General features: G+C 50.8%; 24 protein-coding genes. 13 read left to right on the top strand and 11 right to left on the bottom strand.

What is annotated here, in order from left to right; genetic code table 11:
• Window positions 1–9: 9 nt before the first annotated feature.
• Window positions 10–894 (bottom strand): lysophospholipid acyltransferase family protein, encoded by an 885-nt coding sequence (locus ACFSW8_RS11420; protein ID WP_377086271.1) that lies wholly within the window; start codon window positions 892–894, stop codon window positions 10–12.
• Window positions 895–1,034: 140 nt separating this feature from the next.
• Between ACFSW8_RS11420 and ACFSW8_RS11415 the strand changes: the two genes are divergently transcribed.
• Window positions 1,035–1,724: a TrkA C-terminal domain-containing protein gene (locus tag ACFSW8_RS11415; RefSeq protein WP_377178279.1), complete on the top strand. Its 690-nt coding sequence runs from the start codon at window positions 1,035–1,037 to the stop codon at window positions 1,722–1,724.
• A 16-nt stretch (window positions 1,725–1,740) separates the two neighbouring features.
• Here ACFSW8_RS11415 and ACFSW8_RS11410 read toward each other — a convergent pair whose 3' ends face one another.
• Both ACFSW8_RS11410 and ACFSW8_RS11405 read right to left on the bottom strand, forming a co-directional pair.
• A complete protein-coding gene (locus tag ACFSW8_RS11410; protein ID WP_377086268.1) occupies window positions 1,741–2,175 on the bottom strand; it encodes a septal ring lytic transglycosylase RlpA family protein in 435 nt (144 codons plus the stop codon).
• Window positions 2,176–2,300: 125 nt separating this feature from the next.
• On the bottom strand, window positions 2,301–4,859 hold the full coding sequence (locus ACFSW8_RS11405) for a DNA topoisomerase III (RefSeq protein ID WP_377086267.1): 2,559 nt from the start codon (window positions 4,857–4,859) through the stop codon (window positions 2,301–2,303).
• Between the two features lie 385 nt (window positions 4,860–5,244).
• Here ACFSW8_RS11405 and ACFSW8_RS11400 point away from each other — a divergent pair, with 385 nt between their 5' ends.
• Window positions 5,245–6,942: a 4-alpha-glucanotransferase gene (locus ACFSW8_RS11400; RefSeq protein WP_377086265.1), complete on the top strand. Its 1,698-nt coding sequence runs from the start codon at window positions 5,245–5,247 to the stop codon at window positions 6,940–6,942.
• 1 nt (window position 6,943) lies between these two features.
• Here the strand turns inward: ACFSW8_RS11400 and ACFSW8_RS11395 are convergent, their stop codons facing one another.
• Both ACFSW8_RS11395 and ACFSW8_RS11390 read right to left on the bottom strand, forming a co-directional pair.
• A complete protein-coding gene (locus tag ACFSW8_RS11395) occupies window positions 6,944–8,257 on the bottom strand; it encodes an alpha/beta hydrolase (protein ID WP_377178277.1) in 1,314 nt (437 codons plus the stop codon).
• A gap of 78 nt (window positions 8,258–8,335) precedes the next feature.
• Window positions 8,336–8,827 (bottom strand): redoxin domain-containing protein, encoded by a 492-nt coding sequence (locus tag ACFSW8_RS11390; protein ID WP_377086262.1) that lies wholly within the window; start codon window positions 8,825–8,827, stop codon window positions 8,336–8,338.
• A 136-nt stretch (window positions 8,828–8,963) separates the two neighbouring features.
• On the opposite strand from ACFSW8_RS11390, the gene ACFSW8_RS11385 reads away from it, so the two are divergent.
• A complete protein-coding gene (locus ACFSW8_RS11385; RefSeq protein ID WP_377086261.1) occupies window positions 8,964–9,398 on the top strand; it encodes an SRPBCC family protein in 435 nt (144 codons plus the stop codon).
• A 62-nt stretch (window positions 9,399–9,460) separates the two neighbouring features.
• Window positions 9,461–10,993 carry a pyridoxal-phosphate dependent enzyme gene (locus ACFSW8_RS11380; protein ID WP_377086260.1) on the top strand — a complete coding sequence of 511 codons (1,533 nt, stop codon included), beginning with the start codon at window positions 9,461–9,463 and terminating at the stop codon, window positions 10,991–10,993.
• Window positions 10,994–11,101: 108 nt separating this feature from the next.
• On the opposite strand, the gene ACFSW8_RS11375 is transcribed toward ACFSW8_RS11380, so the two are convergent.
• Window positions 11,102–11,650, bottom strand: coding sequence for a hypothetical protein (locus ACFSW8_RS11375; RefSeq protein ID WP_377178275.1), 549 nt, complete (start codon window positions 11,648–11,650; stop codon window positions 11,102–11,104).
• 129 nt (window positions 11,651–11,779) lie between these two features.
• On the bottom strand, window positions 11,780–14,323 hold the full coding sequence (locus ACFSW8_RS11370) for a DEAD/DEAH box helicase (RefSeq protein WP_377178273.1): 2,544 nt from the start codon (window positions 14,321–14,323) through the stop codon (window positions 11,780–11,782).
• A gap of 230 nt (window positions 14,324–14,553) precedes the next feature.
• Between ACFSW8_RS11370 and ACFSW8_RS11365 the strand changes: the two genes are divergently transcribed.
• Together ACFSW8_RS11365 and ACFSW8_RS11360 are read left to right on the top strand one after the other, a co-directional pair.
• Window positions 14,554–15,516: a sialate O-acetylesterase gene (locus tag ACFSW8_RS11365; RefSeq protein ID WP_377178271.1), complete on the top strand. Its 963-nt coding sequence runs from the start codon at window positions 14,554–14,556 to the stop codon at window positions 15,514–15,516.
• Between the two features lie 174 nt (window positions 15,517–15,690).
• Complete coding sequence (locus ACFSW8_RS11360) at window positions 15,691–16,647, top strand: DUF3137 domain-containing protein (protein ID WP_377178269.1); 957 nt, start codon at window positions 15,691–15,693, stop codon at window positions 16,645–16,647.
• Between the two features lie 128 nt (window positions 16,648–16,775).
• On the opposite strand, the gene rlmN is transcribed toward ACFSW8_RS11360, so the two are convergent.
• Together rlmN and ACFSW8_RS11350 are read right to left on the bottom strand one after the other, a co-directional pair.
• Window positions 16,776–17,870, bottom strand: coding sequence for a dual-specificity RNA methyltransferase RlmN (gene rlmN, locus ACFSW8_RS11355; protein WP_377086253.1), 1,095 nt, complete (start codon window positions 17,868–17,870; stop codon window positions 16,776–16,778).
• A 73-nt stretch (window positions 17,871–17,943) separates the two neighbouring features.
• On the bottom strand, window positions 17,944–18,933 hold the full coding sequence (locus ACFSW8_RS11350) for a cell envelope integrity TolA family protein (protein WP_377086251.1): 990 nt from the start codon (window positions 18,931–18,933) through the stop codon (window positions 17,944–17,946).
• Window positions 18,934–19,016: 83 nt separating this feature from the next.
• Between ACFSW8_RS11350 and purD the strand changes: the two genes are divergently transcribed.
• Window positions 19,017–20,267, top strand: a complete 1,251-nt coding sequence (purD, locus tag ACFSW8_RS11345; protein ID WP_377086250.1) for a phosphoribosylamine--glycine ligase — start codon at window positions 19,017–19,019, stop codon at window positions 20,265–20,267.
• A 109-nt stretch (window positions 20,268–20,376) separates the two neighbouring features.
• On the opposite strand, the gene ACFSW8_RS11340 is transcribed toward purD, so the two are convergent.
• Window positions 20,377–20,994, bottom strand: coding sequence for a hypothetical protein (locus ACFSW8_RS11340; protein WP_377086247.1), 618 nt, complete (start codon window positions 20,992–20,994; stop codon window positions 20,377–20,379).
• A gap of 6 nt (window positions 20,995–21,000) precedes the next feature.
• Window positions 21,001–21,516, bottom strand: coding sequence for a hypothetical protein (locus ACFSW8_RS11335; protein WP_377086246.1), 516 nt, complete (start codon window positions 21,514–21,516; stop codon window positions 21,001–21,003).
• 182 nt (window positions 21,517–21,698) lie between these two features.
• On the opposite strand from ACFSW8_RS11335, the gene ACFSW8_RS11330 reads away from it, so the two are divergent.
• The 6 genes from ACFSW8_RS11330 (at window position 21,699) to ACFSW8_RS11305 (ending at window position 25,409) form a co-directional block, all read left to right on the top strand.
• Window positions 21,699–22,628, top strand: a complete 930-nt coding sequence (locus ACFSW8_RS11330) for a TraR/DksA family transcriptional regulator (protein ID WP_377086244.1) — start codon at window positions 21,699–21,701, stop codon at window positions 22,626–22,628.
• A 163-nt stretch (window positions 22,629–22,791) separates the two neighbouring features.
• On the top strand, window positions 22,792–22,965 hold the full coding sequence (rpmG, locus tag ACFSW8_RS11325) for a 50S ribosomal protein L33 (protein WP_377086242.1): 174 nt from the start codon (window positions 22,792–22,794) through the stop codon (window positions 22,963–22,965).
• A 35-nt stretch (window positions 22,966–23,000) separates the two neighbouring features.
• Window positions 23,001–23,246: a 30S ribosomal protein S18 gene (gene rpsR, locus ACFSW8_RS11320; protein WP_377086240.1), complete on the top strand. Its 246-nt coding sequence runs from the start codon at window positions 23,001–23,003 to the stop codon at window positions 23,244–23,246.
• Window positions 23,247–23,358: 112 nt separating this feature from the next.
• Window positions 23,359–24,153 (top strand): GTP cyclohydrolase FolE2, encoded by a 795-nt coding sequence (gene folE2 / locus ACFSW8_RS11315; protein WP_377086238.1) that lies wholly within the window; start codon window positions 23,359–23,361, stop codon window positions 24,151–24,153.
• 98 nt (window positions 24,154–24,251) lie between these two features.
• Window positions 24,252–24,605 (top strand): hypothetical protein, encoded by a 354-nt coding sequence (locus tag ACFSW8_RS11310; protein WP_377178267.1) that lies wholly within the window; start codon window positions 24,252–24,254, stop codon window positions 24,603–24,605.
• A gap of 219 nt (window positions 24,606–24,824) precedes the next feature.
• Window positions 24,825–25,409: a hypothetical protein gene (locus ACFSW8_RS11305; protein WP_377086233.1), complete on the top strand. Its 585-nt coding sequence runs from the start codon at window positions 24,825–24,827 to the stop codon at window positions 25,407–25,409.
• The last annotated feature ends 4 nt before the right edge of the window (window positions 25,410–25,413 follow it).

The following is a 25,413-nucleotide window of genomic DNA, read 5'->3' as shown; positions in this document are numbered from 1 at the left end:
ATGAAATATCTAGGCTTTTTTTACCCAATAGCGGTGGAGCCAGAACACATCTAACAGATTACTTCTAAAGTTCTTTTCATAAGAACTTGTGATAAGAGTTACTGCGTCGTCGACATTAATATCGGAGACATCTGTTGGAATTGGGATGATTTCAACTCTCCATTTTGCGGGTTCAGGTGAGGAGACAGCTACGCTGAAGAGGGGGGCGCCAGTACGTAGGTGAAGGACTGCGGGGAGTTTGCTTCGTTCTGAATCGACACCAAAGAAGGGGCGGGCATTTTTCATGCCACCTGAGCGTTGGTCTGCGAGAATTCCGAGGATACCTCCCTCACGGATGAAGGTACTGAGGGTGCCCATGGGGGTGGACTTGGAGAACATCTGGCAATTGTATTCTTGTCGTTGCTGGGCAACGTAGTCATCTGCAGCTTTGTTATCGAGGGGGCGGTAAACGGCTCCAAATTTTTCGGGTTCTGGGTCTACGAGGGAAGAAATCTTGCTGAGGATTTCCCAATTGCCCATGTGGGCGAGGCAGAGGATGGCGCCAGAATTTGATTGAATGGCTTGGCGGAACTCAGGTGAGATGGAGATATCGACACAGTCTGTGAGCTGTTGTGGGGTCATGCCGTAGGTTTTCAGGCTACAGGCGAGATTCGCGCAATTGCGTTGGAAGATGGATTCTGTGAGTGGGGCGTTTGGGTTGAAGTCCTGTGTGGCGTTGGAGACGACTTCCATGTTGTAGTCGATGATGGCTCTGCGGCTGGGCATGATGCGGTAGCAGAGTGTGCCTAAGCATTCTCCAATTTTCCAAGCAGACTCGACACGGATGAAGCGAAAGACCGTATTGACCAAGGCGATGGCTAGGATGATGGGGAATGCTTTGAGTCGATCGATCATAATGGAGCGGGCGGGAATTTTCTGCGAGAAAGGGGATTTGTCAATGCCCCGATTTTGGTGAGAGTGGGGCTTGAATTAGCGGAGTGAGCTGTCCTATGTTGGGTGCTATGGGACCGCTGTTAGCTCTCTTGATAATTGTAATGTTGTCACTTTTAGTAGTGAGGCTGGGGACGAATGCTCTGATGCTGACGGGCATGTCGAGGGAGGCGGCGACCTTTCAGTCTGCTTCGGCATTTTTTGGGGTAGGTTTTACGACAGCGGAGGCGGAGATGGTGATGCGACACTCGATTCGACGCAAGATTGTGTTACGACAGATTATTGCAGGGAATATTGGGCTGACATCGGCGTTGGCGACCTTAGTGGTGACCTTTGTGCAGAATGATAATGCAGCGGATGGTATGAGCCATTGGTTGCAGCTATTGTTGACGGTTTTTGGGATCGCGAGTTTGGCTTTTCTGTTGAACTTGAAGGTGATCAAGAAACCGGTGGATACTTTGTTGATGCGATCATTGCAATCTTCAGGGATGGTGAGGGTGTGTGATTACGAATTGTTATTGCGAGTAGAGGAGGGGTTTTCGGTATCGGAGGTGAAGGTGAATGCATCGCATCCTTGGTGTGGCAGGAAGTTGATGGAGTCCAGGCCTTCAGATTTTGGAGTGGTGGTTTTGAATGTTCGTCATGTTGACGGACGTTTTACGGGGGCACCGGACAAAGATTTTAGGGTGCAAGAAGGGGATGAGCTTATGATATATGGCGCGGATGCTGATGTGGCACGCGTGGCCAACAATTTGAAGCATGCGGAGGACCATCTGGCACGCGGAGTGATCTGATGGCGAGTGGTGGCGACTAGCTTTGGGTAGAGACTTCCTCTAGGACCTCGACTTTGCAGGGGACGACGCCATCTCGGTGAAAGTCGAGATGAGAGCTGTGTGCCATGCCAACGGAGACGTCGATGATGCGGCCTGGTTTGTAGGGGCCGCGGTCGTTGATGCGGAGGATCTTGGTTTTCCCATTTTCGAGGTTGGTGACGCGGACTTTGGTACCCATCTTAAGTTTTTTATGGGCGGCAGTGTGGCCGTGGTTGGTAAATTTTTCACCACTGGCAGTGGCGGTGCCGAAGTTTGTTTTCACGGAGTACCAGGACATTTTGCCATGTTCGACGGAGGCGACACGGTACTTTTTATCCTCGATTTTGACAGTGGCGTCTTTGGAGGAGGTTGTTTGGGTGGCACAGCTGCAGAGGAGTAGAGCAGGAAGTGCTAGGAGTGTGAAAAACTTCATAGATACGGTCAAAGTAGTTGTCGGAAGTAGCGACAAGGACGCCGCAGTTTGTCTGCGGCGGCTATGTTAGTTGGCGTTACCGATGCTGGGCTCAGTGGACCCGGTGTGATCTCGGGGGGGCTGATTTATTCCTCTGAATTCTTTGCCGCTTTTTTGGCGGCTTTTTTCGCAGCCTTTTTCTTAGGTTCCCTAGGGGGGAACTCGAAGGATGGGCGTGCGTTATTGAAGTCGTAGATGATGAAGGCTTTGAATTTCCGTTTAGTACGGTTGGAAATGAAGTCCTCCATGAGTGAGGATTTGCCACCTTGGAAGACCTTGATGGCGTCTTCTTTAGAGATCGGCTGTTGGAGCAAGACCTTGGAGATTTTCATGCCATTTGGAGCTTTCTTATTTTTAGCTTCTGGCACGTAGTAGGATTTCTCAGTGTCGTAGATTTTGAGTGATTTCCCATCGAACTCCATTTCGCCGATGATCATGTCCTCAGTGAGGTCTTCCATTTCTTCCTCATCGCGGTCGAAAACGAAGGCGACTTTGAACTTCTTATCGATTTCGAGGCCTGCATCGAAGGGGCGATTAAATCGCGATTTGAAGCCGCTGAGAGGGCCGACGAATTTCTTGGTGAAAAGTTCGCGCGCCTCATCTTCGGTGAGGAGGCGGTTGGCGATATACTTGGTCACTTTAAATCCACACTCTGGCTCACGGCATTCGTAGGTTGCATCTGTTTGTTTGAGAGTGGTGGCACCACACTTTGGACAAGGGGCATTGATGTCAGGGAAGACTTTGTTTTTAAGTTCGGTTGCGTAGCCTTTGGCGCGCTCGACGATATCCTTCGTGTAGGCAATGATGTCCTGCATGAACTCGGGGCGTTCGAGTTTGCCTTGCTCCATTTGGCGGAGTTTGCGTTCCCAATCGCCAGTCATTTCTGGAGATGTGAGTCCATCTACACCAATTTCATGGAGTGTTTCAATGAGTTTGAGTCCGCTGGCGGTGACGTGGATATCACGTCCGTCACGCGCGATATATTTTTGGCGGATGAGGGCTTCGATGGTTGCCGCACGGGTGGCGGGGGTGCCGAGGCCGCGTTCTGCCATTGCTTCGCGTAGTTCTTCATCGTCGATGAGCTTTCCAGCCCCTTCCATGGCGGAGAGGAGGGTGGCTTCATTGTAGCGTGCGGGAGGCTTGGTTTCATCTTCCTTGACACGCACATCTTCGACCTGAGCATTTTCACCTTCATTGACTGAGCATAGTTCGTCTTTACCGGCAGCGACACCGACTTGGCGGCCGTAGACGGCAAGCCAGCCAGGTTCGACCAACACTTTACCTGTGGTGAGGAAGGTGTCGGAGACACCCTCCGCGTGAGAGATTGTGGTTTCACGGCGTGTGTTCTCAAATACCGCGTGTGGGAAGAAGACGGCGAGAAAGCGCTTGGTGACGAGCTCGAAGATTTTTTGTTCTGGCTCTGAAAGTTTGACGAATCTGCCGGTGGGGATGATGGCAAAGTGGTCAGAAATTTTATTGTTGTTGAAGACGCGCTTGGTCGGGATCAGGCGGTTGTTGGTTTGGATGTCTTTGGCGAATGGGGAGAGCGAGTCGTAGCTTTTGCCGATGGCATCGATGGTATTGCTGACTGTGCCGACGTAGTCTTCGGGGAGGTAGCGAGAGTCGGTACGCGGGTAGGTGAGCATCTTGTGACGCTCGTAAAGGGCTTGGGCGATCTTAAGGGTGTTACCTGCTGAGAAGCCGAAGCGCGACGAGGCTTCACGCTGGAGAGTGGTGAGGTCGTAGAGCTGTGGTGATGCCTGCTTGGTGGGCTTTTTGGTTTCTGTAACAGTGCCAGATTTACCCTCGCAGCGTTGCTTGATGGCATTGGCATTCGTGAGCTCCCAGATGCGTTCCGCTTTTGAGTGGGTGTTTTCAGGATCCTTTTTCCATTCGGTATCGATCCAACGGCCGGCATATTCACCGGAGGAGACGGAGAAGTCGGCATGGACTTCAGCATAGGGTGTTGGGATGAAGGAGCGGATCTCGAGTTCGCGTTTAGCGAGGATTGCGAGTGTCGGGGTTTGGACTCGGCCGGCAGAGGTGATGTTGAAGCCACCGTGGCGTGAGCGGAAGCAGGTGAGGGCTCTGGTGGAGTTGAGGCCAACGAGCCAGTCGGACTCAGAGCGGCACTTGGCGGCAGCGGTGAGGTTTTCCATCTCCTCGTCATCGCGAAGGTTCGCCCATGCGTCGAGGATGGCTTGGTTGGTCATGGAGCGCATCCAGAGGCGCTTGACAGGCTTTTGGATTTTGCCGAGTTCAAGGATGTATTTGAAGATGAGTTCACCTTCACGGCCGGCATCGCAGGCATTGACGATGGTGTCGATGTCTTTGCGGCGGGCGAGGCGCAGGACTTGCTTGAGTCGGGACTCAGAGGTCTCGATGGGCTCGAGAGCGAAGGTTTTAGGGACCGCTGGGAGGACATCGAATTTCCATGGGAGATTTTTCCCATTGGGGCCGGTAGGCATTTTAAGTTGTACGAGGTGACCCACTGCTGAGGTAATGACGTGGGTGTCATTTTCGAAATAGTAGTCGCGTCCTTTGCCTTTCTTATCGAATTTGCTCATGCCGGGGGCTTTAGCAAGGGCACGGGAAAGGTCAGTGGCGACGGAGGGCTTCTCAGCAATAATTAGAGTCTTGGACATCCTAGAAAGGGGAATTAGGTCGCATTGAGGCATTTGGAAAGGCAATTTTTTGATTTGGTCTTAGAATTAGAGCCATGAAGGGCATTTTGAGGCGAGGGGAAGGGTGGGGGGTAAATGTTCTTGTGTGGGGTATGTGAAGTCCTGGTCGGAATGGATTTGAGGCGCACGGTGGGTAATTGGCTCCAGCTGTCGCGACTGGCAAGGAGCTAGGTTTTTTTCTCTATATTATATTGCGCGTCAGCCACGCGCATTCCTCGATCCCAGATTGCACGATGGACTTAGCAAATGTACTTTTCACAATTTTTTAGGGATGACTTCACAGATGTCACTTTAGGGGTACGCTTTGAAGTTGCCAATTTGGGAGAAAATGGCTCTATGTTAGATCATGAGTGATATGGTTTCAGCGGGGCGTTCAGCGGGGGTGCTTTTTCCTGTATTTTCGATGCGACGGAAGAATGACTTGGGGATCGGAGATACGCGTGCGGTGAAGCAATGTTTGGATTGGTTTGCTGCGCACGGGGTAGGTTTTTTACAGCTGTTGCCGATCAATGTGACTGGGAGCGACCGGAGTCCCTACAGTGCTATCAGCTCGGTGGCATTAGACCCATTGTATCTTGATTTGGAGCAGATCAAGGGAGTGGGGCGGGCAACGATCCGTAGAGCTCGGGAGGCGAGTGGGATTGCCCACATTGCAGCGAGTGTGGATTATGCGACGGTGTGGAAGGTGAAGAGTGAGATTCTGAGCATGGCTTTTGGGAAATTTTGTAAGTCAGGCGGGGACGAGGGCTTTGAGCGGTTCAAGAGGAGTCAAGGGAAGTGGCTCAAGCAATACTGTCTCTACCGGTGGTTGATAGATGAGGCGGGAGGGGAGGAGGATTGGTCGTTGTGGCCAGAGGCCTTCAACACGCAGGAAGGGGCATATCGGTATGAAGCAAAGCGTCTTCGGAAGGATCGGGCAGAGGTGCGCACGGCTCAGAATTATTATGCATGGGAGCAATGGCACGCCTTTGCACAATGGGAGGGGGTGCGTGCACACGCAGACAGAGTTGGGGTGCGCCTGATGGGGGATGTGCCGATAGGGGTGAGTTATGCGAGTGCAGATGTTTTCTTTGAGCCAGAATGGTTTCATCTTGACTTATTTGGAGGCGCGCCACCCGAGACTGAATTTAAGGCGGACGCGTTTACCACAAAATGGGGGCAGAACTGGGGGGTGCCAGTGTATCGATGGGATGTGATCGAGAAGAGCGATTATGCGTGGTGGCGGAGGCGTATTGGTGCGCTTAGCTCGATTTTTCATCAATTCAGGATTGATCACATTCTGGGGTTTTATCGGATTTATAGTTTCCCATGGCATCCTCGCAGGAACGCGGAGTTTTTGCCCTTGAGTTTGGAGGAAGCAGCGAGAGAGACGGGAGGGAGGCTGCCTGGGTTCTTTCCACGTGAGGATGATACGATGGTGCACAAAGCTCTGAATTTACTAGATGGAGATAAGTATATTCGTGCTGTGAGAGAGGCTGCTGGGGATGCGGAAGTGATTGGGGAGGACTTGGGGACCGTGCCTGACTATGTACGGCCACACTTATTAGAAAGTGGGATTGCAGGCTTTAAAATATGCCATTGGGAGGTGGGTGCGGATGGGAATGTGATCGATGGTTCTGCATATCCTGAGTGCTCGTTTGCTTGTTATACGACCCATGATATGGCGCCGATACGCAGCCAATGGGAAGATTATCGTGTGGCGGCGGAGGCTGGAGATCGGGTGGCAGAAGCCAAGCTGAAAGCGATTTCTCAGTTTGCGGGATTGCCTGTGATGCGCAAAGGAAAGGCGTATCCAGCATTTTCGCACAAGACCAAGCACGCTCTGTTAGATGCTTTGATGGGGTGTCGGTCGCGCTATGCAGGAGTGATGATCAATGGGGTGGGTGACAGTCCGATGCAGATTAATTTTCCGGGGACGGTGGGGGATCAGAACTGGACCTACCGGGTGAGTTGGGAGTTTGAGCATATTCCACGATGGATGGAGAAGGAGATGGTGACTTTTGAGCAGATGCTCAGGAAGCACGACCGTTGGAGGGGCGCGTAGCTTAATCGAAGAGCTCTGGGTTGTAGCGTCTGAGGGCTTGGCCGAGGCGCTTGGTGTAGTCTTTCGGGAAGGTGTAGTAGGGGATGTGTGCTTTTTTACGGACGAGGCCACGTGCTTCGGGTTTGGGGGCGTATGCGAGGCTCATGAGCAAGTCACTGGTGACCCATGGGCTATTGCGCAGGTAACCGTGGCCGTTGCCGGCGCGGGCGGCTTCGGCGTCACTGACATCGATGATGACGACATGTGGGTTATCATTGAGGTACTGGAGTGCTTTTTGGTCGACATTTTCGAGGTCGAAAGTTTCTCCGAGTCGGTGGCGGCTGGTGAGGAAGCGTGAGAAGAAGAGCGCTTTATCGGCATCACTCTGGTAGATGAGGAATTGGTCCATGAGTTTATCTGCACCATCGAGCAGGTAGCCACCAACGAGTTTACGGTCGACGTCACCGGCGATGATAGCGACGGTGCCGAGTTTGAGGCGTTTTTTATTTTCAGCGGGTGATTTACCGTATTGGAGGATGGCGAGGTCGCCCATGGCGCGGGTGACTACACGGCTTCCGGCGCTGTAGCCGATGACATTGATTTTTTTGACTTTGGTACGGTCAGCGAGGAAGAGGATGAGGTCGCGGAGGTGGCGGGAGGAGACGAGGGCGGTTTCGGTATCGGATACGTAGGCGAGAGTTTTTGGGGTTGAGGGCCAGGAGTAGGCGATGAAGACGCCGTCGTAAGCTAGGAAATGCCACATTTCGGCGGTGGTGAGGATGGGGTTTTCAAAGGTGACTTTGTAGCCGTGCACGAAGATATTGATGGTGTCATTTTTTGACTGAGCGAGTTGTTGGTTAATCTCGCGGATGTAGCGTTGGGTGGCGGCTTTGGATTGATTGACTTCTTGTTGGGTAACGCTGGAGTAGGGGTGGATGGAGTCATCGAGGAGGCCGTATTCGTTGGCGCTCTTGACTTTGATGGGAAACTTTTCGGTACGTGTTTTCAGGAGTGAGATTTTGCGTGCGTCTTGCCAAGTGAGGTCATCATGGCCAGTTTCAATTTGTGCGCGGCCCAGGCGCAGGGCATTGCCACGTTTGCTGGAATAGAATTGTTGTTTGTCCAAGGGGGTAGCAGGTTGGCGATCGGTGGCATAGAAGATGTGGTCGACGAGGGTATCTTTGATGAGATCGTCTTGGTTGGGCATTTTGATACCCGTCTCAGTGAAGGCCGCAGGGGCTGGCATGAGATCGAAAACTAAGGGACCCTTACTCCCACATGCTGATAAGAGGATGAGAACAGTGCTGCTAAAAAAGAAGGCGAGGAGTGGTTTCATGGGCGTAAGTCGGGCTAGGGAGGTGGAGAGAAAAGCCCACAGCATACGTGCTGTGAGCTTGCTAAAAAAGGGGGGAGATTAGAGGCCTTTGAGGCAGCTTTGGATGGCGTCGAAGTCAGGCATGTCGCTTGGAACTTCTAATACTTCGGCGTATTGGATGGTGCCTTGTTTATCGACGACGAAGGCGGAACGTTTTGGAACACCGCCCATGATGAGGTTTTTCTCAGGGAGGAAGCTGGAGTAGGCTACGCCGTAGTCTTCAGTGGCTTTGTGCTCGTAGTCTGAGAGTAGGGTGAGGGTGATGCCTTCTTTTTCGGCCCAAGCGGCTTGGGCAAATGGGTTGTCGCCTGAGATGCCAAGGACTTTAGCGTCGAGAGCGTCATAGGCGCTGATATTTTTAGAGATATCGCAGAATTCAGCGGTACAGCCACCAGTGAATGCCATGGGCACGAATAAGAGTAGCAGGTTTGCGCTACCGATGTGCTCGGATAGTGTGAAAGTTTCTGGGCCATTAGCGCCGAGTGTGACGAGGGTGAAATCTGGGGCTTTATCGCCTACGTTGAGTTTCATTGTCTTTCTGAGTTAGTTGATTCGGAATGTGAGTGGGATGTTTCTCCCAATTCGGGGTAATGATTGGACAGAAGGTGGGTGCTTGGCAAGATCCTTTCGTCCTTGCAGGTGCAGCAAATGGGTGGATGTTAGGGGTATGGATCTTTTTAGAAGAGAGGTAGAATTACCAGTGTCGGCAGAGAGAGTTTTTGCGTGGCACGAGGAGGATGGAGCCTTTGAGCGGTTGACGCCTGAGTGGGAGAATGTCCAAGTGTTAGAACGTAATGGAGGCATTCAGGATGGGGGGTATGTCGTAGTTCGAGTGGGAGTGTTAGGGCCTATAGGGTTTAAGGCTCGCTATGAACATTCGGGATACGATTATGGGAAATTATTTGTGGATGAGCAGGCGTATGGGCCTTTTCGGTATTGGAGGCACGAGCATAGGTTTCATGAACTCGATGGGGGCCGCAGCATTTTAGAGGATGTGATCGAGTATGTGGCGCCGCCATTTTCTGGGTGGATGGTGAGGCATCGGCTAGAGAGGTTATTTGAGTATCGGCATCGGGTGACATTGGAGGCGATGGTGGGATGACGGGGTGTGAGAGTCTCTGGGCTTGACCGTTGGGGTGATCCTGTGAGTATTTCGCTCACAGAATGATGAACCAAGATCAATTATTTCAAGAGATACTGATGGCGCGGCAACGCGTCTATGCTGTAGGGGAGCCGACGCCACTGCAGAAGCTTGAGATTGCCGAGTACGATTGTGAAGTCTGGGCAAAGCGTGAGGATCTTGGTCCTATTAAGGCCTACAAGTGGCGTGGGGCGTACAATGCGATGGCAGCGTTGGAGCCGGAGCAACGGGCGAAGGGGATCGTGGCGGCATCTGCTGGTAATCACGCGCAAGGTGTGGCTTTGGCTGCACGAAAATTGGATTGTCAGGCGATCATTTACATGCCGGTCTCGACCCCTGAGGTGAAGCAGCATGAAGTGAAGCGCCATGGGGGGGAGAATGTGGAAATTCGTCTCGTGGGAGATAGCTATGATGATGCGGGGATTGCGGCACGCGCTTTTTGTGAGGAAGCTGGAGCTGTTTATGTGCACCCTTATGATGATCCGGTGACGATGGGGGGGCAGGGGACGGTAGCTGATGAGATCGTGATGAGTGGCCAGGGGCCATTTGATCGCGTTTACATTGCCGTTGGTGGTGGTGGTTTAGCGTCTTCGGTGAGTTGTTGGTTAAAGAAGTACTGGCCGGAGTGCAAGGTGATCGGAGTGGAGGGCGAGGGGCAGGCCTCGATGAAGGCTGCGATTGAGGCTGGTGAGCCAGTTGAGCTCGAATACTTAGATGTTTTTTGTGATGGCACTGCGGTGCGCAAGGTGGGTGGAAATACCTTTGGAATTTGCAAAGATCTACTCGATGGGGTGGTGACGGTGACGAACGATGAGGTTTGCCATGGTGTGCGGCGCTTATGGGAGACGGTGCGTGCGATACCAGAACCGAGCGGGGCGATGGGCTTGGCTGCGATTGCAAAGGATTATGCGGCTGGGAAGATTCAGCCTGGAGAAAAGGTCCTGACGATCATCTGTGGTGCGAACATGGATTTTGCGCAGTTAGCGAACATATCGAGACGCGCAGGGATAGGTTCCCGTCATCGTCGCTTTTTGAGGGTGCCGATTCCTGAAGGCAAGGGTTCGTTGTTGGAATTTTTGAAGGCATTGCCTGAGGCTGTCAGCATCGTTGATTTACAATATGGTCGAGTTGGTTCCGAGGTGCAGTACCCAGTGATTGGGATGATTGGCTCGGAAGAGGATTATGCTCAGATTGACTTACTTTTGTCTGAGCGGGGCGTTTGCGCGGCGGATGTTTCGACTGAGGAGGTTGTCGGGTATCGGATCATCAACTATGAGCCGGGCCTGTTTCATTGTCCGTTATTTGTGAATGTGGAATTTCCAGAGCGAGCGGGAGCCTTCCAGCAATTTATGGAGAAGGTGAGTGACTATACGAGCCTGTGTTACTTCAACTATGAATACTCTGGTGAGCGGGTTGGACGCGCATTGGTGGGGATGGATTTTGACAATCCTGAAGCCAAGCGGGTGTGTCTGGAGCTCATGGATGGGATGATTGGCGACGACATACGCGCCGTGCGCGAGGTGAGTTCTGAGACTCTCCAGCGATTACTCGGCTAGTATGGTGTCGGTGCTGGGAGTGGGAGGTGGTTGGTTCTTGGCCAGCCGTCTTTACTCCGTCTATTTTGGTCGTCTCAGTCGATGGTTCGGCTGAGTTTATGAGACTGTTTATTTTGCGCGCTTGTGCTGGAAGGGGAGGATGGTGGCTTCGGCTTGGGTGTGGGTAGGGCTGAGCCTCTCGCGCATGGCATCGCTGGGGGATTTGGGGAAGTGAAAGTTTTCGAATTGGTTGAGGAATTCTTCTGCGGCATCGATATCGCTGTCATTGGCGAGTAAGAGTTCGATGGCGTGGTCGGTTTGGAACTGGAGGCGTCGGCTGGGTGCTTGGCCATTTAGGAGCTCGACTTCGGCTTCTATGGCTTGGGTGGCGAATGCTTGGCCATGTTCGTGGAGGGCGAGGGCGAAGTGCTGTTGAAAGCTACCGAGGAGGCTTTGGAAGTCGCGATCTCTGTCTACCATGATGAGGGCGTAGTGGGTGAGCGCGTTGCTAAAGATGTAGAGGTGTTCGAGGCCGTCATCGGTACTGATGAGGTGTTCACAATACCAAAGTGCTTTCCAATCTGCGTGAAGCGGGGTTTGGAGGTCACTCTTGATTTCTTGCGGGGAGATTCCGAAGTGGGATTGCACTTCAGCGCTGAGATAGAGTTGGATTTGCATAGTAGTGGAGTTCTCGCGATGAGGGCAGGCCCTGTTCACGAGTTACCATACTGTGCGAAGCTCAGTCCGAGTTAGAAAGAGATTTATGCAACAATTAGATCACAGTGGAAATCCTAGGGATTATCGCAACTAACTGATGCTTGTTAGCTTTTCTAACTGAATAATAGGAGTTTTTTGTATATTTGAGGCATTTAGGTCGACATTGAAAACGAATGCCCAGTCATTTTTTTCATCGGGGTCGCAAAGGATTTGGGTGACTTGCCAGGTATGGGTATCGGAGGATTCGCGGATAATGGTATTGCTTAAATTGCGCGCGGCGGGGTCGAGTCTGATGCTATGGTGGTTTTCGAAGTAGGCATCGATATGGGGGTCGATGCGGTTGAAGCTCCAGGGGGAACCATCGGGGGATTCTGGGGAGAATTGGCTGAGGAAGGCGTCGATGTCATCGAATGCGAGGAATTTGAGGGCATCGAGTGATTTTTGGCGGACGAGTTTGGTGAATTTTTTCTTATTTTGGGTGAGTGGTTGAGCGGCGCGTTCTTGTTGTTTTGCTTGTTTTTGTTCGAGGTATTTGGGGTTACGCATGAGTTCCCATTCGTCGATGAGTGAGGAATCGACGGAGGTGACGTGGTCTTTGAGGTAGGCTTCGGCTTCTAGGAGGGTTTCATCTTTAAGGTTTGGGGGGACAGTTTGTGCGAGCACTTTGTAGACCTCAGAGAGGTGGCGCAGGAGGATGGCCTCGGAGCGTTCGAGTTTATAGTCTTTGATATAGTCTTCGAAATCCATGTATTCCTCGAACATTTCTCGGGCAATGGATTTTGGGCGAATTCCTTCGGATTGGACCCACGGGTGCTTGGCTCTGAATCGGTTAAAAGTGTCATAGATCCAATCTTTACCTGGTTGGGGGTAGGTGACTTCTTCGAGGCGTTCCATGCGTTCTTCATAGCTGACACCTTCGTTACGGAGTTCTGCGATGAGGTCGCCTTTAGCTTTGTTGATTTGGGCCTTGAGGAGAGTAGCTGGGTCTTCGAGGATTGATTCTATGAGGCTGAGGACCTGAAGTGCGTAGTTGGGGTGGGATCGGTCTAATTCTGGGATGGCTTCTAAGAGGTAGAGGCCGAGAGCTTGGTTCATGGTGAAGTCCTCTTGAAGGTCAAGGTGGAGCTGAACTTTTGGGGTATTGGGTTTGGATGAACGCTGTGAGGGTGGGAGGATGGTGAGTACGCCGCCACGCACCAGGGCGATGAACATTTTGCGGGCTTGGCTGCGGAGTTTCTTTTTGGAAGCCTCGGTTTCATGGCAGTTCGTGAGCAGTTGTTTAAGTGCGGCACAGCCGTCTTCGTGGCGTCGGCTCAGGAGGTTAAGAATAAGGTTATGGCGCAGACGGAAGCTGGATTTGAGGGCTTCGGGTGCAGAGGCTTCGAGTTTTTCGAAGGTGTCTTGATTCCAATTGACGAAGCCGTGTTCTGGGGGCTTCTTTTTGACAAATTTCTTTTTCTTTGATGAGGTGGCGGCTTTGGCTTCGAGGCGGAGGTTTTCGATGACGTGCTCTGGGGCTTGTGCGACGACGTAGCCTTTATCGTCGAAGCCACGGCGTCCGGCTCGGCCAGCAATTTGTTTAAAGTCGCGGACGGTGAGGATTTTGACGGCGGATCCGTCGAACTTACAGAGTTGGGTAAACAGGACTGAGCGGATAGGAACATTGACTCCGACTCCGAGGGTATCGGTGCCGCAGATGACTTTTAGCAAGCCACGCTGGGTAAGTTTTTCAACGAGGATGCGGTATTTGGGAAGGAGGCCAGCGTGGTGGATGCCAATACCGTGGCGCAGCAATTTGCTCATTTCTTTGCCATAGGGGGATTGGAAGTTGGCGGCATTTAAGGCTTCGCTGATTTCTTGTTTTTCTGTTTTTGAGCAATAGTTGTGGGAGAGGAGGTTTTGGGAGGATTCAGCGGCGGCTCTTTGAGAGAAGTGGACGAGGTAGACTGGAGCTTTGTTGCTTTCGACAAGTTCGGTGACTTTTTCGGCGAGAGGGATCTCTGAGTAGTCGAACTCGAGTGGGACTGGGCGTTGGTCTGACTGGACGAGGGTGGTGGGGGCTCCGGTGAGTTTGCTGAGTTCTTTTTGGAAAAAGTGGGTGTCACCGATGGTGGCGGACATGAGGGTGAATCTCGCTTGGCTGAGAGTGAGGAGAGGGATTTGCCAAGCGACTCCACGTTCTTCGTCTGAATAGTAATGGAATTCGTCGATGATGACGTCGTCGACTTTGGCGCGCTCTCCATCACGGAGGGCGATATTCGAGAGGATTTCCGCGGTACAACAGATGATGGGGGCAGCGGGATTCACAGTGGCGTCGCCAGTGACCATACCGACATTTTCAGGGCCAAATGATTGGCAGAGTGAGAGAAACTTCTCATTAGCCAGAGCTTTGATGGGGACGGTGTAATAGGAGGTGCGTCCTGCGCAGAAGGATTTGTAATGGTGGGCGAGGGCGACCATGGATTTGCCCGAACCGGTTGGGGTGTTGAGGATGACATTGTTGTCGGAAAAGATTTCAAGAATGGCTTCTTCTTGGTGGTCATAGAGCTCGATACCTGAGTCCGCCACAGTGGTGAGGAAGTGGTTGAGTGAGTCGTCTGAATCGTAGTTGCCGGAGGGCTTGCTGAGCTGCATGCGGGGAGTGGGAAGGAAAATGCTCGAGGATGGAAGGAAAAAGTAGGAGAGGGGGAGAGTGGTGTGCATGGGCCACCAGTGGAAGTCGCTCGTTTTGGGAGTCTTGGGCTGTTAGTGAAATGGTCAATCAAACCACGCTCTTTATGTTTCGTTTTTCACCATTACTTCTCATTTGTCTTTTTAGTTGTTGTGCTCAGGCAGTCGAATTGCCCTCAGTGTTCACGGATAACATGGTGCTACAGCGTGGCCAAGAGGTGAAGGTTTGGGGGACAAGTGGATCAGATAAGGTCAAAGTTCAGTTTGGGAAGCAGTCCGTGGTGACTGAAGTGGAAGACGGTAAGTGGCAGGTGGAGCTCAAGGCGATGCGTGCCAACAAGAAGGGACAAGATCTTGTGGTGCAGGATAGAGAGGAAGCTGTACGGATCACCAATGTACTTGTGGGCGATGTGTATTTTTGTGCAGGCCAATCGAACATGGAGATGCCAGTGACGCATAGTAAAGATTGTGAAGCATTGGTAAAAAAGTCAGCGAATGAGCAAATTCGGATTTGTAGTTCTATTCAGGGCTTGAGTCCTGCCCCCTTGGATGATTTTCCGAAAGGTTTGAATGGGTGGAGGGTGGCGAGTCCAGAGGCGTTGGCGACTACGGGTGTATTAAAGAAGCGCGGATTTTCTGGGACAGCCTATAGTTTTGCTTATCATTTGAACAAGAAGACAGGTGTGCCAGTGGGGGTGATTGTCTCAGCGTGGGGTGGGGTGAGTATTCACGCGTTTAGTGATCAAAAGGCCATCTCTCAATACGCAAGCCCAGTGAGAGGTACAGGTAAGCATGCTCCTTCGGCTTTGTATAATGCTTTGGTGCATCCTGTGACACGATTCAACATTGCCGGCTGGGTTTGGTATCAAGGTGAGAATGATGTCAAAGTGAGTGACTATGCGGAGCGGCAAAAGTTGTTAGTTCAATCTTGGAGAGATGCTTGGGGCGATGCATACAAGCCATTCTACATGGTTCAAATTTGTCCATTTCGCTACAAGGGTGTGGAGATTGAGGGATTTTGGAAGCAACAGCTTGCCGTTCCTGAGCAGTTAGATGGGGTTTATATTGCCAGGACTGAGGATATTGGGAATCTAAAGGACATTCACCCACATAACAAATTAGAGGTTGGGAAGCGTTTAGCAGACTTAGTTCAATAGAGTGATCTAGTGTGGTGGGGATTTGATACTTTGCTTGTGGTGTGAGGGTGTGTACTTGTCTGATCATTCAGATGGTTAGACGAGTTAGAGAGAATAGGAATTGGGAGCTTCAAGTTAGTGCAAGTCTAGGGAGGAGGCGCGGTGTCTTATTCGGTTAGATCTCAAGTACAAGAGGTGATAGATAGTATATCACCTTTATTGTCACAGTTAGAGAACCAGAGACAGGAGGCGATAGAGAAGCGCTCGAAGGGCTTTATGTCTATAGCTGGGGCTGGGGTAGTGAGCTTTCTGGTAGGTGGGATTATCGCATCAGCGAGTGGTGAAGGGGGGGCGGGTCTCATCACAGGGGTGCTTCTATTCGTGGTGAGTTATGTAGTGGTGCACAATGTGTTCATTGGCAAATACAAGGCGGAGTATTTAAGGGACTATAAATTACGGGTGTTATCAGAGGTAGCACGGAAGGTGCAGCCGGGCATGGAGTATCAACCGAGTCAGGGGATCTCTCAGTCTTTGTTTAAAAGTACGGGTCTGGTGTCTTCACGCATTGACCGTTACCACTCAGAAGATCTTTTCACTGGGCATGTAGGTGAGACGGAAGTCTGGTTTTCTGAGGTGAAGGCTGAGCGCAAGGATACGAAGCGAGATTCTGAGGGGAATACGCGGACGACTTGGAAGACATTATTTGATGGAGTCTTTTTTATGGCTGATTTCCACAAGGAGTTTTCAACATGGGCGACGGTGACGCCTGATTTTGCGGAGCGCAATTTTGGGTGGCTTGGAAAGAAGTTACAAAAGTTAGGTGGGGATGTGGTTCATTTGGAAAACCCTGAATTTGAGAAGGCATTTGTAGTGCGTGGTGGCGATCAAGTGGCGGTGCGTTATATTCTGACGCCTGACATGCAAGACAGGTTGTTAAGCTTGCGAGCTGCGCTTGGAGACAGTGTGATGTTGGCGTTCAAGGACTCCAAGGTTGTCATGTTGTTTTCGACACAGTCTAACTGGTTTGAGCCTGACTTTGGAAAGGCTAGCAATGATTTGGGTCAGCTAGAAAACTTTGTGTTAGAGATGAATGCGTGTTGTGATGTTGTAGAGATGATGAATCTGAACACGCGGATATGGACCAAGGAGTGATCGAGCTCAGAGGGCAATCGGCCAAGAAATCGAGAGTGAGGTCAGGAGGTGGGAGCTCAGCCACGAGGAGGAGATGAGGGTGAGAAGTCTCAGCGAGAAGTAAAAGCAGGCTTCTAGGCTGGAGAGATTTACTTGGACTCGATTTTACCGTCTGCGGTTTCTTGTTTGAGGCGGAGTTGTCCGCATGCGGCATCGATATCGTGTCCTTTTTCGATACGCAGAGTGGTGGTGACTCCGTGGTTGCGCACGATGTCGCGGAATTTGTAGCAATGATCTTCGCTAGGGCGCACCCACTCTAGGCCTTCGACGGTGTTGTAGGGGATGAGGTTGACGAGGGCGCCGAGTGATTTGGCGCGTTTGGCGAGGATGGTGGCTTGCTCGAGGTCGTCGTTGATTCCTTTGATGAGGATGTATTCGAAGGTGATACGCTTTTTGGATTTCGACTTGTAGTAGTGAAGGGCGTCGAAGAGTTCTTCAATTTGCCACTTGGAGTTGACTGGCATAATTTTGTCACGGGTGTCATTGGTGGCACCGTGAAGGGAGATGGCGAGTCGGATTTGTTGGGGGCGGTCTGCCAGTTTTTTGATCATTGGGGCGAGGCCCGATGTGGAGATAGTGATATGTCTGGCACCGATATTGAGCCCCCAATGGCCGGTGATGATATCGAGGGCTTTGTTGAGGTTTTTGAAGTTAGCGAGGGGTTCGCCCATGCCCATGAAGACGATGTTGTTAATTTTGCGCCCAGCTTGCTTTTCAACCGCCATGAGTTGGCCGACGATTTCATCGGCGGTGAGGTTACGGGTGAATCCATCGAGTCCGGAGGCGCAGAATTTACACCCGTAGGCGCAGCCGACTTGGGAGGAGACGCAGGCGGTGTGGCGGTCAGACTTTTCGCCGTAGAGAGCGGGTGATGCTGGGATGAGGACAGTCTCGACATAGCGCCCATCGTGGAGCTTGAAGAGGTACTTGCGTGTGGTGTCCTCAGAACCTTGGACGCGGACGAATTCGACTGGGCTGAGGCGAAAGTTTTCTTTCAAGGTGGTTCTCAGAGCAGCCGGTAGGTTGAGCATTTCATCCACAGAGTCAGCACGGTGCTGATAGATCCACTCCAGGGCTTGCTTGACGCGGTAGGCTGGCTGGCCGTGTTCCTCCTTGAGGAGCTTGGTCAGGTCATCGGCTGTGTAGCCTAGAAGGCTGGGAAGTGCTTGTGGTTTAAGGCTCACGCTGCGTGTTTTTGCCACTTTAGCGCAATTGTCCAGAAAATCCCGCCAGAAATGTGATGGGGGGCAAGGGGATTTAGAGGCCGGATTTACGGTTGTGTTTTTCTGAGTCGAGCAGCTTCCCTGATTTATCTTTGAGTTCGATCGTGTATTTGCCGTAGGGGCCGGAGGTGACGTTAAACTTTTGACGGCTCAGTGCTTGGACGCTGCCACGGGGCTTGCCATTGATGTAGAGTGTTGCAGGGACATTGGCTACGGCTCGCACCTCGAGGTCTTTGAAGTGAACTTCTTTTCGCAGAGAAGGTTCATACTTTCGGTATTGTCGGGTGACGCGGCAAGTGATGGTGCCTCGAGACGTTTTGGGTTCTTCTTTGCTGCGAGTTGGTTTCTGGGGCTGATCTTGCGATTTTAGGGCTTGGAGTTGCTGGCTACTAGTCTTTGAGCGGCTGGCGAGTGATTCCTTGTATTGGATGCGCATTTTCTGTTTACGCTCAGATTCTGCCAGTGCAATACGGTCTGAGTGGGCTTGATCGAAGAGGCAGAGCTTTTGAATTTCTTCTGAGAGATCTTGGTATTTGAACTTGCGGCCACCATGTTCGTAGGAGACGACGATGCCGTGTGCATTTGCGCTGAGAACTGTGACGTCTTTGTAGGTTTTTCCAGCGACGACGAGTTCAGCGTACTTGGTTCCCTTGAACTGTTTCCAAGCGAATTCTCGTTTGGCTTGTTCTTTAGCCTCGCGCTCTTTTTGTGCAGCGACTGCTGCGAGTTTCTCGGCTTCACGCTGACGCGCGTCAGCCTCGGCATTTGCTTTGGCTTCAAGGCGAGCTTGTTTTTCATCGGCTTCAGCTTTGAGTTTTGCTTGATAGGCAGCTTTACGCCTGATGCGGTCTGCTTCATTTTGGCGTGCTATTTCGCGGCGTTTCTCTTCCTGCTCAAGGAGGTTTGCTTGCTTCTGGTTTTTTTCCTCATTGGTTTTGTTAGCCAAATAATAGGTTCCCCAAGCTAGCAAACCGGTAGATAGCAGGATCCAGACAGTATAATTACGACCTACGTAAAACGACATTGGCGTCTAACTAGCTAACAAGGTGATGAAAGTCAAACTTCAGTCTTGAGAAATTATGTCACTGGTTTTGACTCGCGCCAGATATGAAAATTTTGGTTGTAGGAAAAGGTGGGCGCGAGCATGCGCTTTTGACAGCATTTGATGAGTCGGCGACAGAAACCGAATTGTATAGTTTTCCTGGGAGTGATGCGATTGCCGAGATTGCAACGCTGGTGGAGGTTGCAGGTTTGGAGGAGTTGATTGCATGGATGAAGTCAAATGCGATTGATCTGTGTGTTGCGGGTGAGGAGAGCTATTTAGTCACTGGTGAAGGTTTAGCAAACCTCTGTGAGCGGGAGGGGATTCCTTGTTGGGGACCACATTTTCAGTCTGCTCAATTAGAGGCATCCAAGGAATTTGCGAAGGAATTCATGTTGCGTCATGGGATTCCGACAGGAGCGGCGACCGGATGTGCTGACATCGATGAGGCTCGTGCGGCGATCAATGGCGAGTATCCGACAGTGTTGAAGTTTGATGGACTCGCTGCTGGCAAGGGAGTCGCGGTTTGTCCAGATGAAGCTTCCGCAGAGGAGTTCTTAAATGAGGTGCTTGTCGAGCGTCGATTTGGTGATGGTCGTTTGTTGGTAGAAGAATGTTTGGTCGGGCCAGAAGTCTCAGTATTTGCTGCAGTAGTGGATGAGGAATATTTGATTTTCACACCGGCGCGTGATTACAAGCGGGCGTTGGATGGCGACCTTGGGCCGAATACTGGTGGGATGGGGGCTGTGGCTTCTCGCCAGCTGGTAAGCCAAGAGGTGTTAGATCAAATTGAACAGAGCATCGTCAAGCCAACCGTCGCAGGATTAGTGAAAGACGGGCTGCCGTACAGGGGGTTCATCTACTTTGGTTTGATGCTGACAAAGGATGGTCCGAAGATCATCGAGTACAATTGTCGTTTTGGGGATCCGGAGTGTCAGGCTGTGATGCCAATTGTTGGTGGCGACCTTGCAGAATTTTGTTTTGAGGGGGCCAAAGGGGCTTTGAACGCGTCATTACTTGATTTCAGTGATGGTTGGTCTGTTTGTCTTGTGAGAGCTTCAGCTGGATACCCTGAAAGTTCGCGGAGTGGTGACATCATCAGTGGTTTTGATGAGGTGGATGGTGCGCGAGTTTACCATGCTGGCACTCGAAAGAATGCTGAAGGAGCTTGGGAGACTCATGGTGGTCGAGTCCTGGCAGTAGTTGCTGGTGGCGAGACGCGAGAGTTGGCTGTTTCAGCTGCTTATGCTGAGTTGGAGAAAGTGACATTCCCAGGGATGCAAAGCCGCACAGACATTGGGACCTTTAATTTTTAAAGCGGGTGCAGAGTGAGAGCTGGAAAGCTCATTGCATGCATCAAAGAAAAGGCGAGCCTGAAGCGGCTCGCCTTTTTTATGAATCGGTTCTGAGCTGAGGATATGGGGGCTAGATGCTCTCGAGAATGTCGGCGCAAAACTGTGACCAAGTCTCAAGTTGTTGGTAGTGATCGGACTTGATGGCTGTCGGGCTTGAGAGTTGGAGGTCGGCGATGGCGTCTTCGTTAGATTGGACGCTGTTACCGTTGACATCGAAGAGGTGGACGACGCCGAGGTGGACTTTTCCAACTTCATTTGAGTCGTCATTGAGAAGGCCAATGATGCGCTGAGAGTATGAGCCGTCAATGAGTACTTCTTCAGCGATTTCGCGTTCTACGCCCGCCATATAGGTGTCATATCCCAGATGATCTTCTCTCTTATCTTCAGGGTTGATGTGGCCACCAATTCCGAGTGAGCGTTTAGCGTGAAGGCGGGCTTCGCCACCTGCTTTACCACGTGAGTAGTGGACGAATTTGCCATTGTGCCTGATGAGGACATAGGGAATGAGTTGCTTGTGACTAGGGTCGTCTTCAGCAGCAGCTCGATCCATGAAAAAGTTATTTTTGGGGTCGAGTATGGAGGGCAGGTATTGCTCCACGTCGGTGTTGATGCCTTGAAACGAGCCGAGTGAGTCAAGGAGCTCGCGAGTGATGACGAGAATTTGTTCGCCTTTATAATCTTTACCCATGGGTGGTTATGCAGATTGGGATTTTACGTAATCGGCGATTTGCTGGATGTCTCCGTCGGCAGCCCAGACGTGGCGGAGAAAATCAGCCATGGGGATATCTCCGTGGTTTCTGAGGAAATTTCTATCACCACCGCAGCCGAACATGAGATTTGGGTCAAGTTCACCACGTAGTTTGTGTTCTGCCTTAGCCACAATTCGGGGGAGGTAAGCGATTCCGTCATATTCTGTTGGCTTGGAGGGAATGTCATCGCTGGTAACTTCGTGGTCACTGAGAATTCCATTTTGTACGACCATGAGGTAATCTCTACGAACACTTGCAACCAGAAGTGCTGTGGACTCTGTTGGCTCGCCAGCATCAGCAAGGTCTTCGACAAAATCGAAGAGTTCACGGGGTTTGTAGCCAATGGAAGCAAGGAAGTTTAGGTCTTCTTCGGTATAGTAGGATTCAAAGTCTGTATTGCCTCCTCTATAGGCTTCAATACAGCGGCGAAAGAGTTTCAAAAACTGATCATTCCAAGTCATGGATGCAGAGTGGACGGTTAGATGCTTGCTGTCAAATATAGAGAGAATAAGGGCTTAGGGGCATTCTTGTATGTCGATTTTTCTTGCCATGAAGATGCTTTGCTTTAAGCAAATAGTGTTAATTCTCTTAATGTTTTAGATTTGTGATATAACAATCTAACCAAATAAAACCACCTAACTCTATGGCTGCCAAAAAGAAACAGGCGAAGAAAGTTGCAAAGAAAGCGACGAAAAAGACAAGTGTGAAACGGGCTTCTAAGAAAGCTGCTCCGAAAAAAATCGGCAAAAAAGCAGTGAAGAAGACCAAGGTAGCAAAGAAGGTCTCGAAGAAAAAAACTGCTGTTAAAAAGGTGGCGAAGAAAGCTGTGAAGAAGTCGTCGGCAAAGAAGGTGGCTAAGAAAGCTGCGAAGAAGTCGTCGGCAAAGAAGGTGGCTAAGAAAGCTGCGAAGAAGTCGTCGGCAAAGAAGGTGGCTAAGAAAGCTGCGAAGAAGTCGTCGGCAAAGAAGGTGGTTAAGAAAGCTACGAAGAAGTCGTCGTCAAAGAAGGCTGCGAAGAAAGCTCCGACGAAAAAAGCAGCCAAGAAAGCTGTAAAGAAAGTCTCAAAGAAGGTGGAAAAGCCAAAGGCGGCCGCCAAGAAACCAAAGAATAGTAAGAAAAAACCCATGAAAGAAACCAAGACCAAGCCTGTGAAGCTCTCAGCATTTGTCAAAAAACAACACCAACGTCTCCTCGATCTTCGTGACGAGTTGGTGGATACAACCTTTGATAAGGCTCAGGACACTCTGCGGAATCATCCAGAGGGGAGCGAGGCAAATGGTTCAGGTATGCACCAAGGAGATGCAGGTAGTGATGCCTATGACCGCGATTTGGCGCTGAACATTCTCTCAAAAGAGCATGATGCGCTCTATGAGATTGAGGAAGCACTACGTCGTGTGGACCGTGGGGTGTATGGGATCTGTGAAATGTCTGGGAAGCGGATTCCCAATGAGCGCCTTGAAGCAATTCCTTTCTGCCGCTTGACAGTAGAGTGTCAAGAAAAGTGGGAGGAGAAGCATGGGAAAAACCGCTACCGTCGCGCTGACGAGGCTGGTTTCTCAGGATTGACCCTCTAAATAAGCTGAGTTTGTGATTTCTCTTCAATGCCCGTGTGCCAGTAGGTTATGCGGGTATTTTTTATGAGGGCTTGTAAGAAAAACGAAAAATGCGTCGGTTTGACTTGACGATGGGCGAGATTTCGGTAGCTTCCGCCTCCCGATTTCAAATATTTAAAGAACCATGCCACGCGATATCATCATCCTCGAATGCACAGAAGCACGCGCAGAAGGTAAGTCACCATCTCGCTACACCTCTACACGCAACAAGAAGAGCCTAAACACACCGGGTCGTCTTGAGAAGATTAAGTACAATCCAGCGCTTCGTCGCCGTACTCTTCACCGTGAGCTTCGCTAATCCGCTGCATTCTTAATTTAAAATTTTCAAATATTATGTCAACTGAGCCTAAGACCATCGAGCGTCGTATTGCTTTCCGTAAAGCAAACCGCTGCATGACTCGTCGTCGTATCGACCTTCCAGCAGAACAGATCGACTACAAGAACACAGACATTCTTTCTAAGTTCACCTCTGAAACAGGCAAGATCCTTCCACGTCGTGTGACAGGTGTATCTGCCAAGCTTCACCGCAAGATCACACGTGAAATCAAGCGTGCACGTTCTTGCAACCTTCTTCCATAAGGAAGATAGGGTGTTGATACCAGATTAATGGTTTTCTCGAGCTAGTCCGGTGCACACTGGGCTAGCTCGCTTTGTTTCTTCATATATAGTTAGAGAGAGGATTGTAAATATCATGCCTGCACAAATTCAGCCACTGACTGACACTCAGAATGAACGTGACGAACGTAACATAGCGATTGATCGCGTGGGGGTAAAGGCTCTGCGTTTTCCCGTAGAGGTGAGAGAGAAAGAGGGGGGGAGTCAACGCACTGTGGCGACGACAGCTCTCGCTGTTGATCTACCTGAGCACTTTAAGGGAACCCACATGAGTCGTTTTGTGGAAGTGCTTAACAGCCATGGAAATTGTCTTGATGTTCGGGAGATGAAGACCGTGCCGGAGGAATTATTGGAGAGGCTCGAAGCATCGAGGGCACATGTAGAGTTTGAGTTTCCATTTTTCCGGACGAAGCCAGCCCCGGTGACCGGTAAGGGGGGGGTGTTGGACTACACAGTACGTTTTGAAGTAGAGGCGTGTGGCAATGGGGATTCAGATTTTGTCTGTACGGTGATGGTGCCGGTGGCGACTTTATGTCCCTGCTCGAAGGCTATTAGTGACTATGGTGCACACAACCAGAGAGGTTTAGTGACTTTTGCAGTACGCGCAAAACAGCCTATCTGGGTGGAGGATTTGATTGATTTAGTTGAATCATCTGCGAGCTGTGAGCTTTACAGTCTTTTGAAGCGTCCCGATGAGAAATTTGTGACAGAAAAGGCGTACGAGAATCCAGTTTTTGTGGAAGATCTGGTTCGCAACATAGCGGGCAAGGCGAACGGTCAAGAGAACATTGTATGGTACAAGGTGGAAGCAGAGAATTTTGAGTCTATCCACAACCATAATGCGTATGCGATGATTGAAAAGCACGCGTAATTCATGTTACAGTTCTCCTCATGACTCAAGCGCATGGGGAGAACAATTTTAGAAAGCCGTACATTCAACTGCCAGGGGCGAGCTCGGGCTTGCCCAATATGCAGGAGATATTGGCTTCGATGCCTAAAGAACAAGAGCATCGTTTTGAATCTGCAGGTGAGTTTATCAGGCGCTTAGCGCATCGGGTTGCCAAGTGGCGCGAGGGGGTAGCAAAAGATGAGGTGCCTGTGGTGTTAACTTTTCTACCGACAGGAGATGTGGTTGAGGTGTTAACTATTGGTGAGGATGGGCATTCGAGTGTGGTGATAGAAGGGCTTGTTGATGGTGCGCCTGCATGTTTATTTCTCATCAGGCGAGTCTGCAGGTCCTTTGTTATACGAGGAAAGTTCCCGATGATGAACAAGAAAAGGTCAAGCGCACTATTGGATTTCATGTTGGAGGTGAGGCTATAGAGGCCTGAGCGGCAGGTGTGCTTTACCTTTGGTTTCTATATGATTGTGGGGCTTCCTGCGCTAGAGGAAGCTCGGTATTGAGGCGAGAGGTTTCAGAGTGTTGTCTCTGTATTTGTTTCTTTTTGAGGGATGAGGGGAATATTGGGCTGTTGTTAAAGTTTAGGATTGTTTCGTCAGGGCATTGTCGCTAAATTGAAGACTAGTCTATGCAATAGAGCTATGAAAATATCACTGTTAGGATCACCGCTGCAGAAAACGCGTGCAGTAGTAGCTTCCCCCGGAGCTAAGAAACGACGAGGGGGCTTCTTGATTGAGTCCTCGGTATCATTATTTGTGTTAGTTGCAGTTGCCATTGTATTGCTCAATGCCTCCTTTAACATTGTAAAGCCAAGGAATTGGGTGATGAGGCAGAATTTAGTGGACGCCTTTTTATCTCAGGAGATAGCCCTGATGAACCGGGTGAGTTTTGATACCATTGAGAATGGTACATCTGGTTGGGGGAGTGGGAGTGCTGCCACAGCGAATTTGGCGAATGCGGTTTCAGCGAATGATGTGTTGATGGGCAAGATGCCGGGGTTCACACCAGGAGTGGACAATGGGCGTGATTTTACGGCAACGGTGCATCGGGTGCGGATTCCAGTGGAAACGAACACCGCTGTGGGGACTTTTACTCCATCGGGAACGAACGATGAGCTGGTGTTAGCAGATTTGGGAATTCGTTGTTATGAGTTACAGAGCCATGTGGTGTATACCATAGATGGTGAAACTTATGTCAAAACTCGGAGTGTGATACGAACACAATAGAATT

The sequence above is a fragment of the Rubritalea tangerina genome (assembly GCF_042683245.1).
Lineage (GTDB): Bacteria > Verrucomicrobiota > Verrucomicrobiia > Verrucomicrobiales > Akkermansiaceae > Rubritalea > Rubritalea tangerina.
The sequence above is the reverse complement of the archived record's forward strand: the minus strand, read 5'-3'. Positions and strand labels throughout refer to the sequence as shown.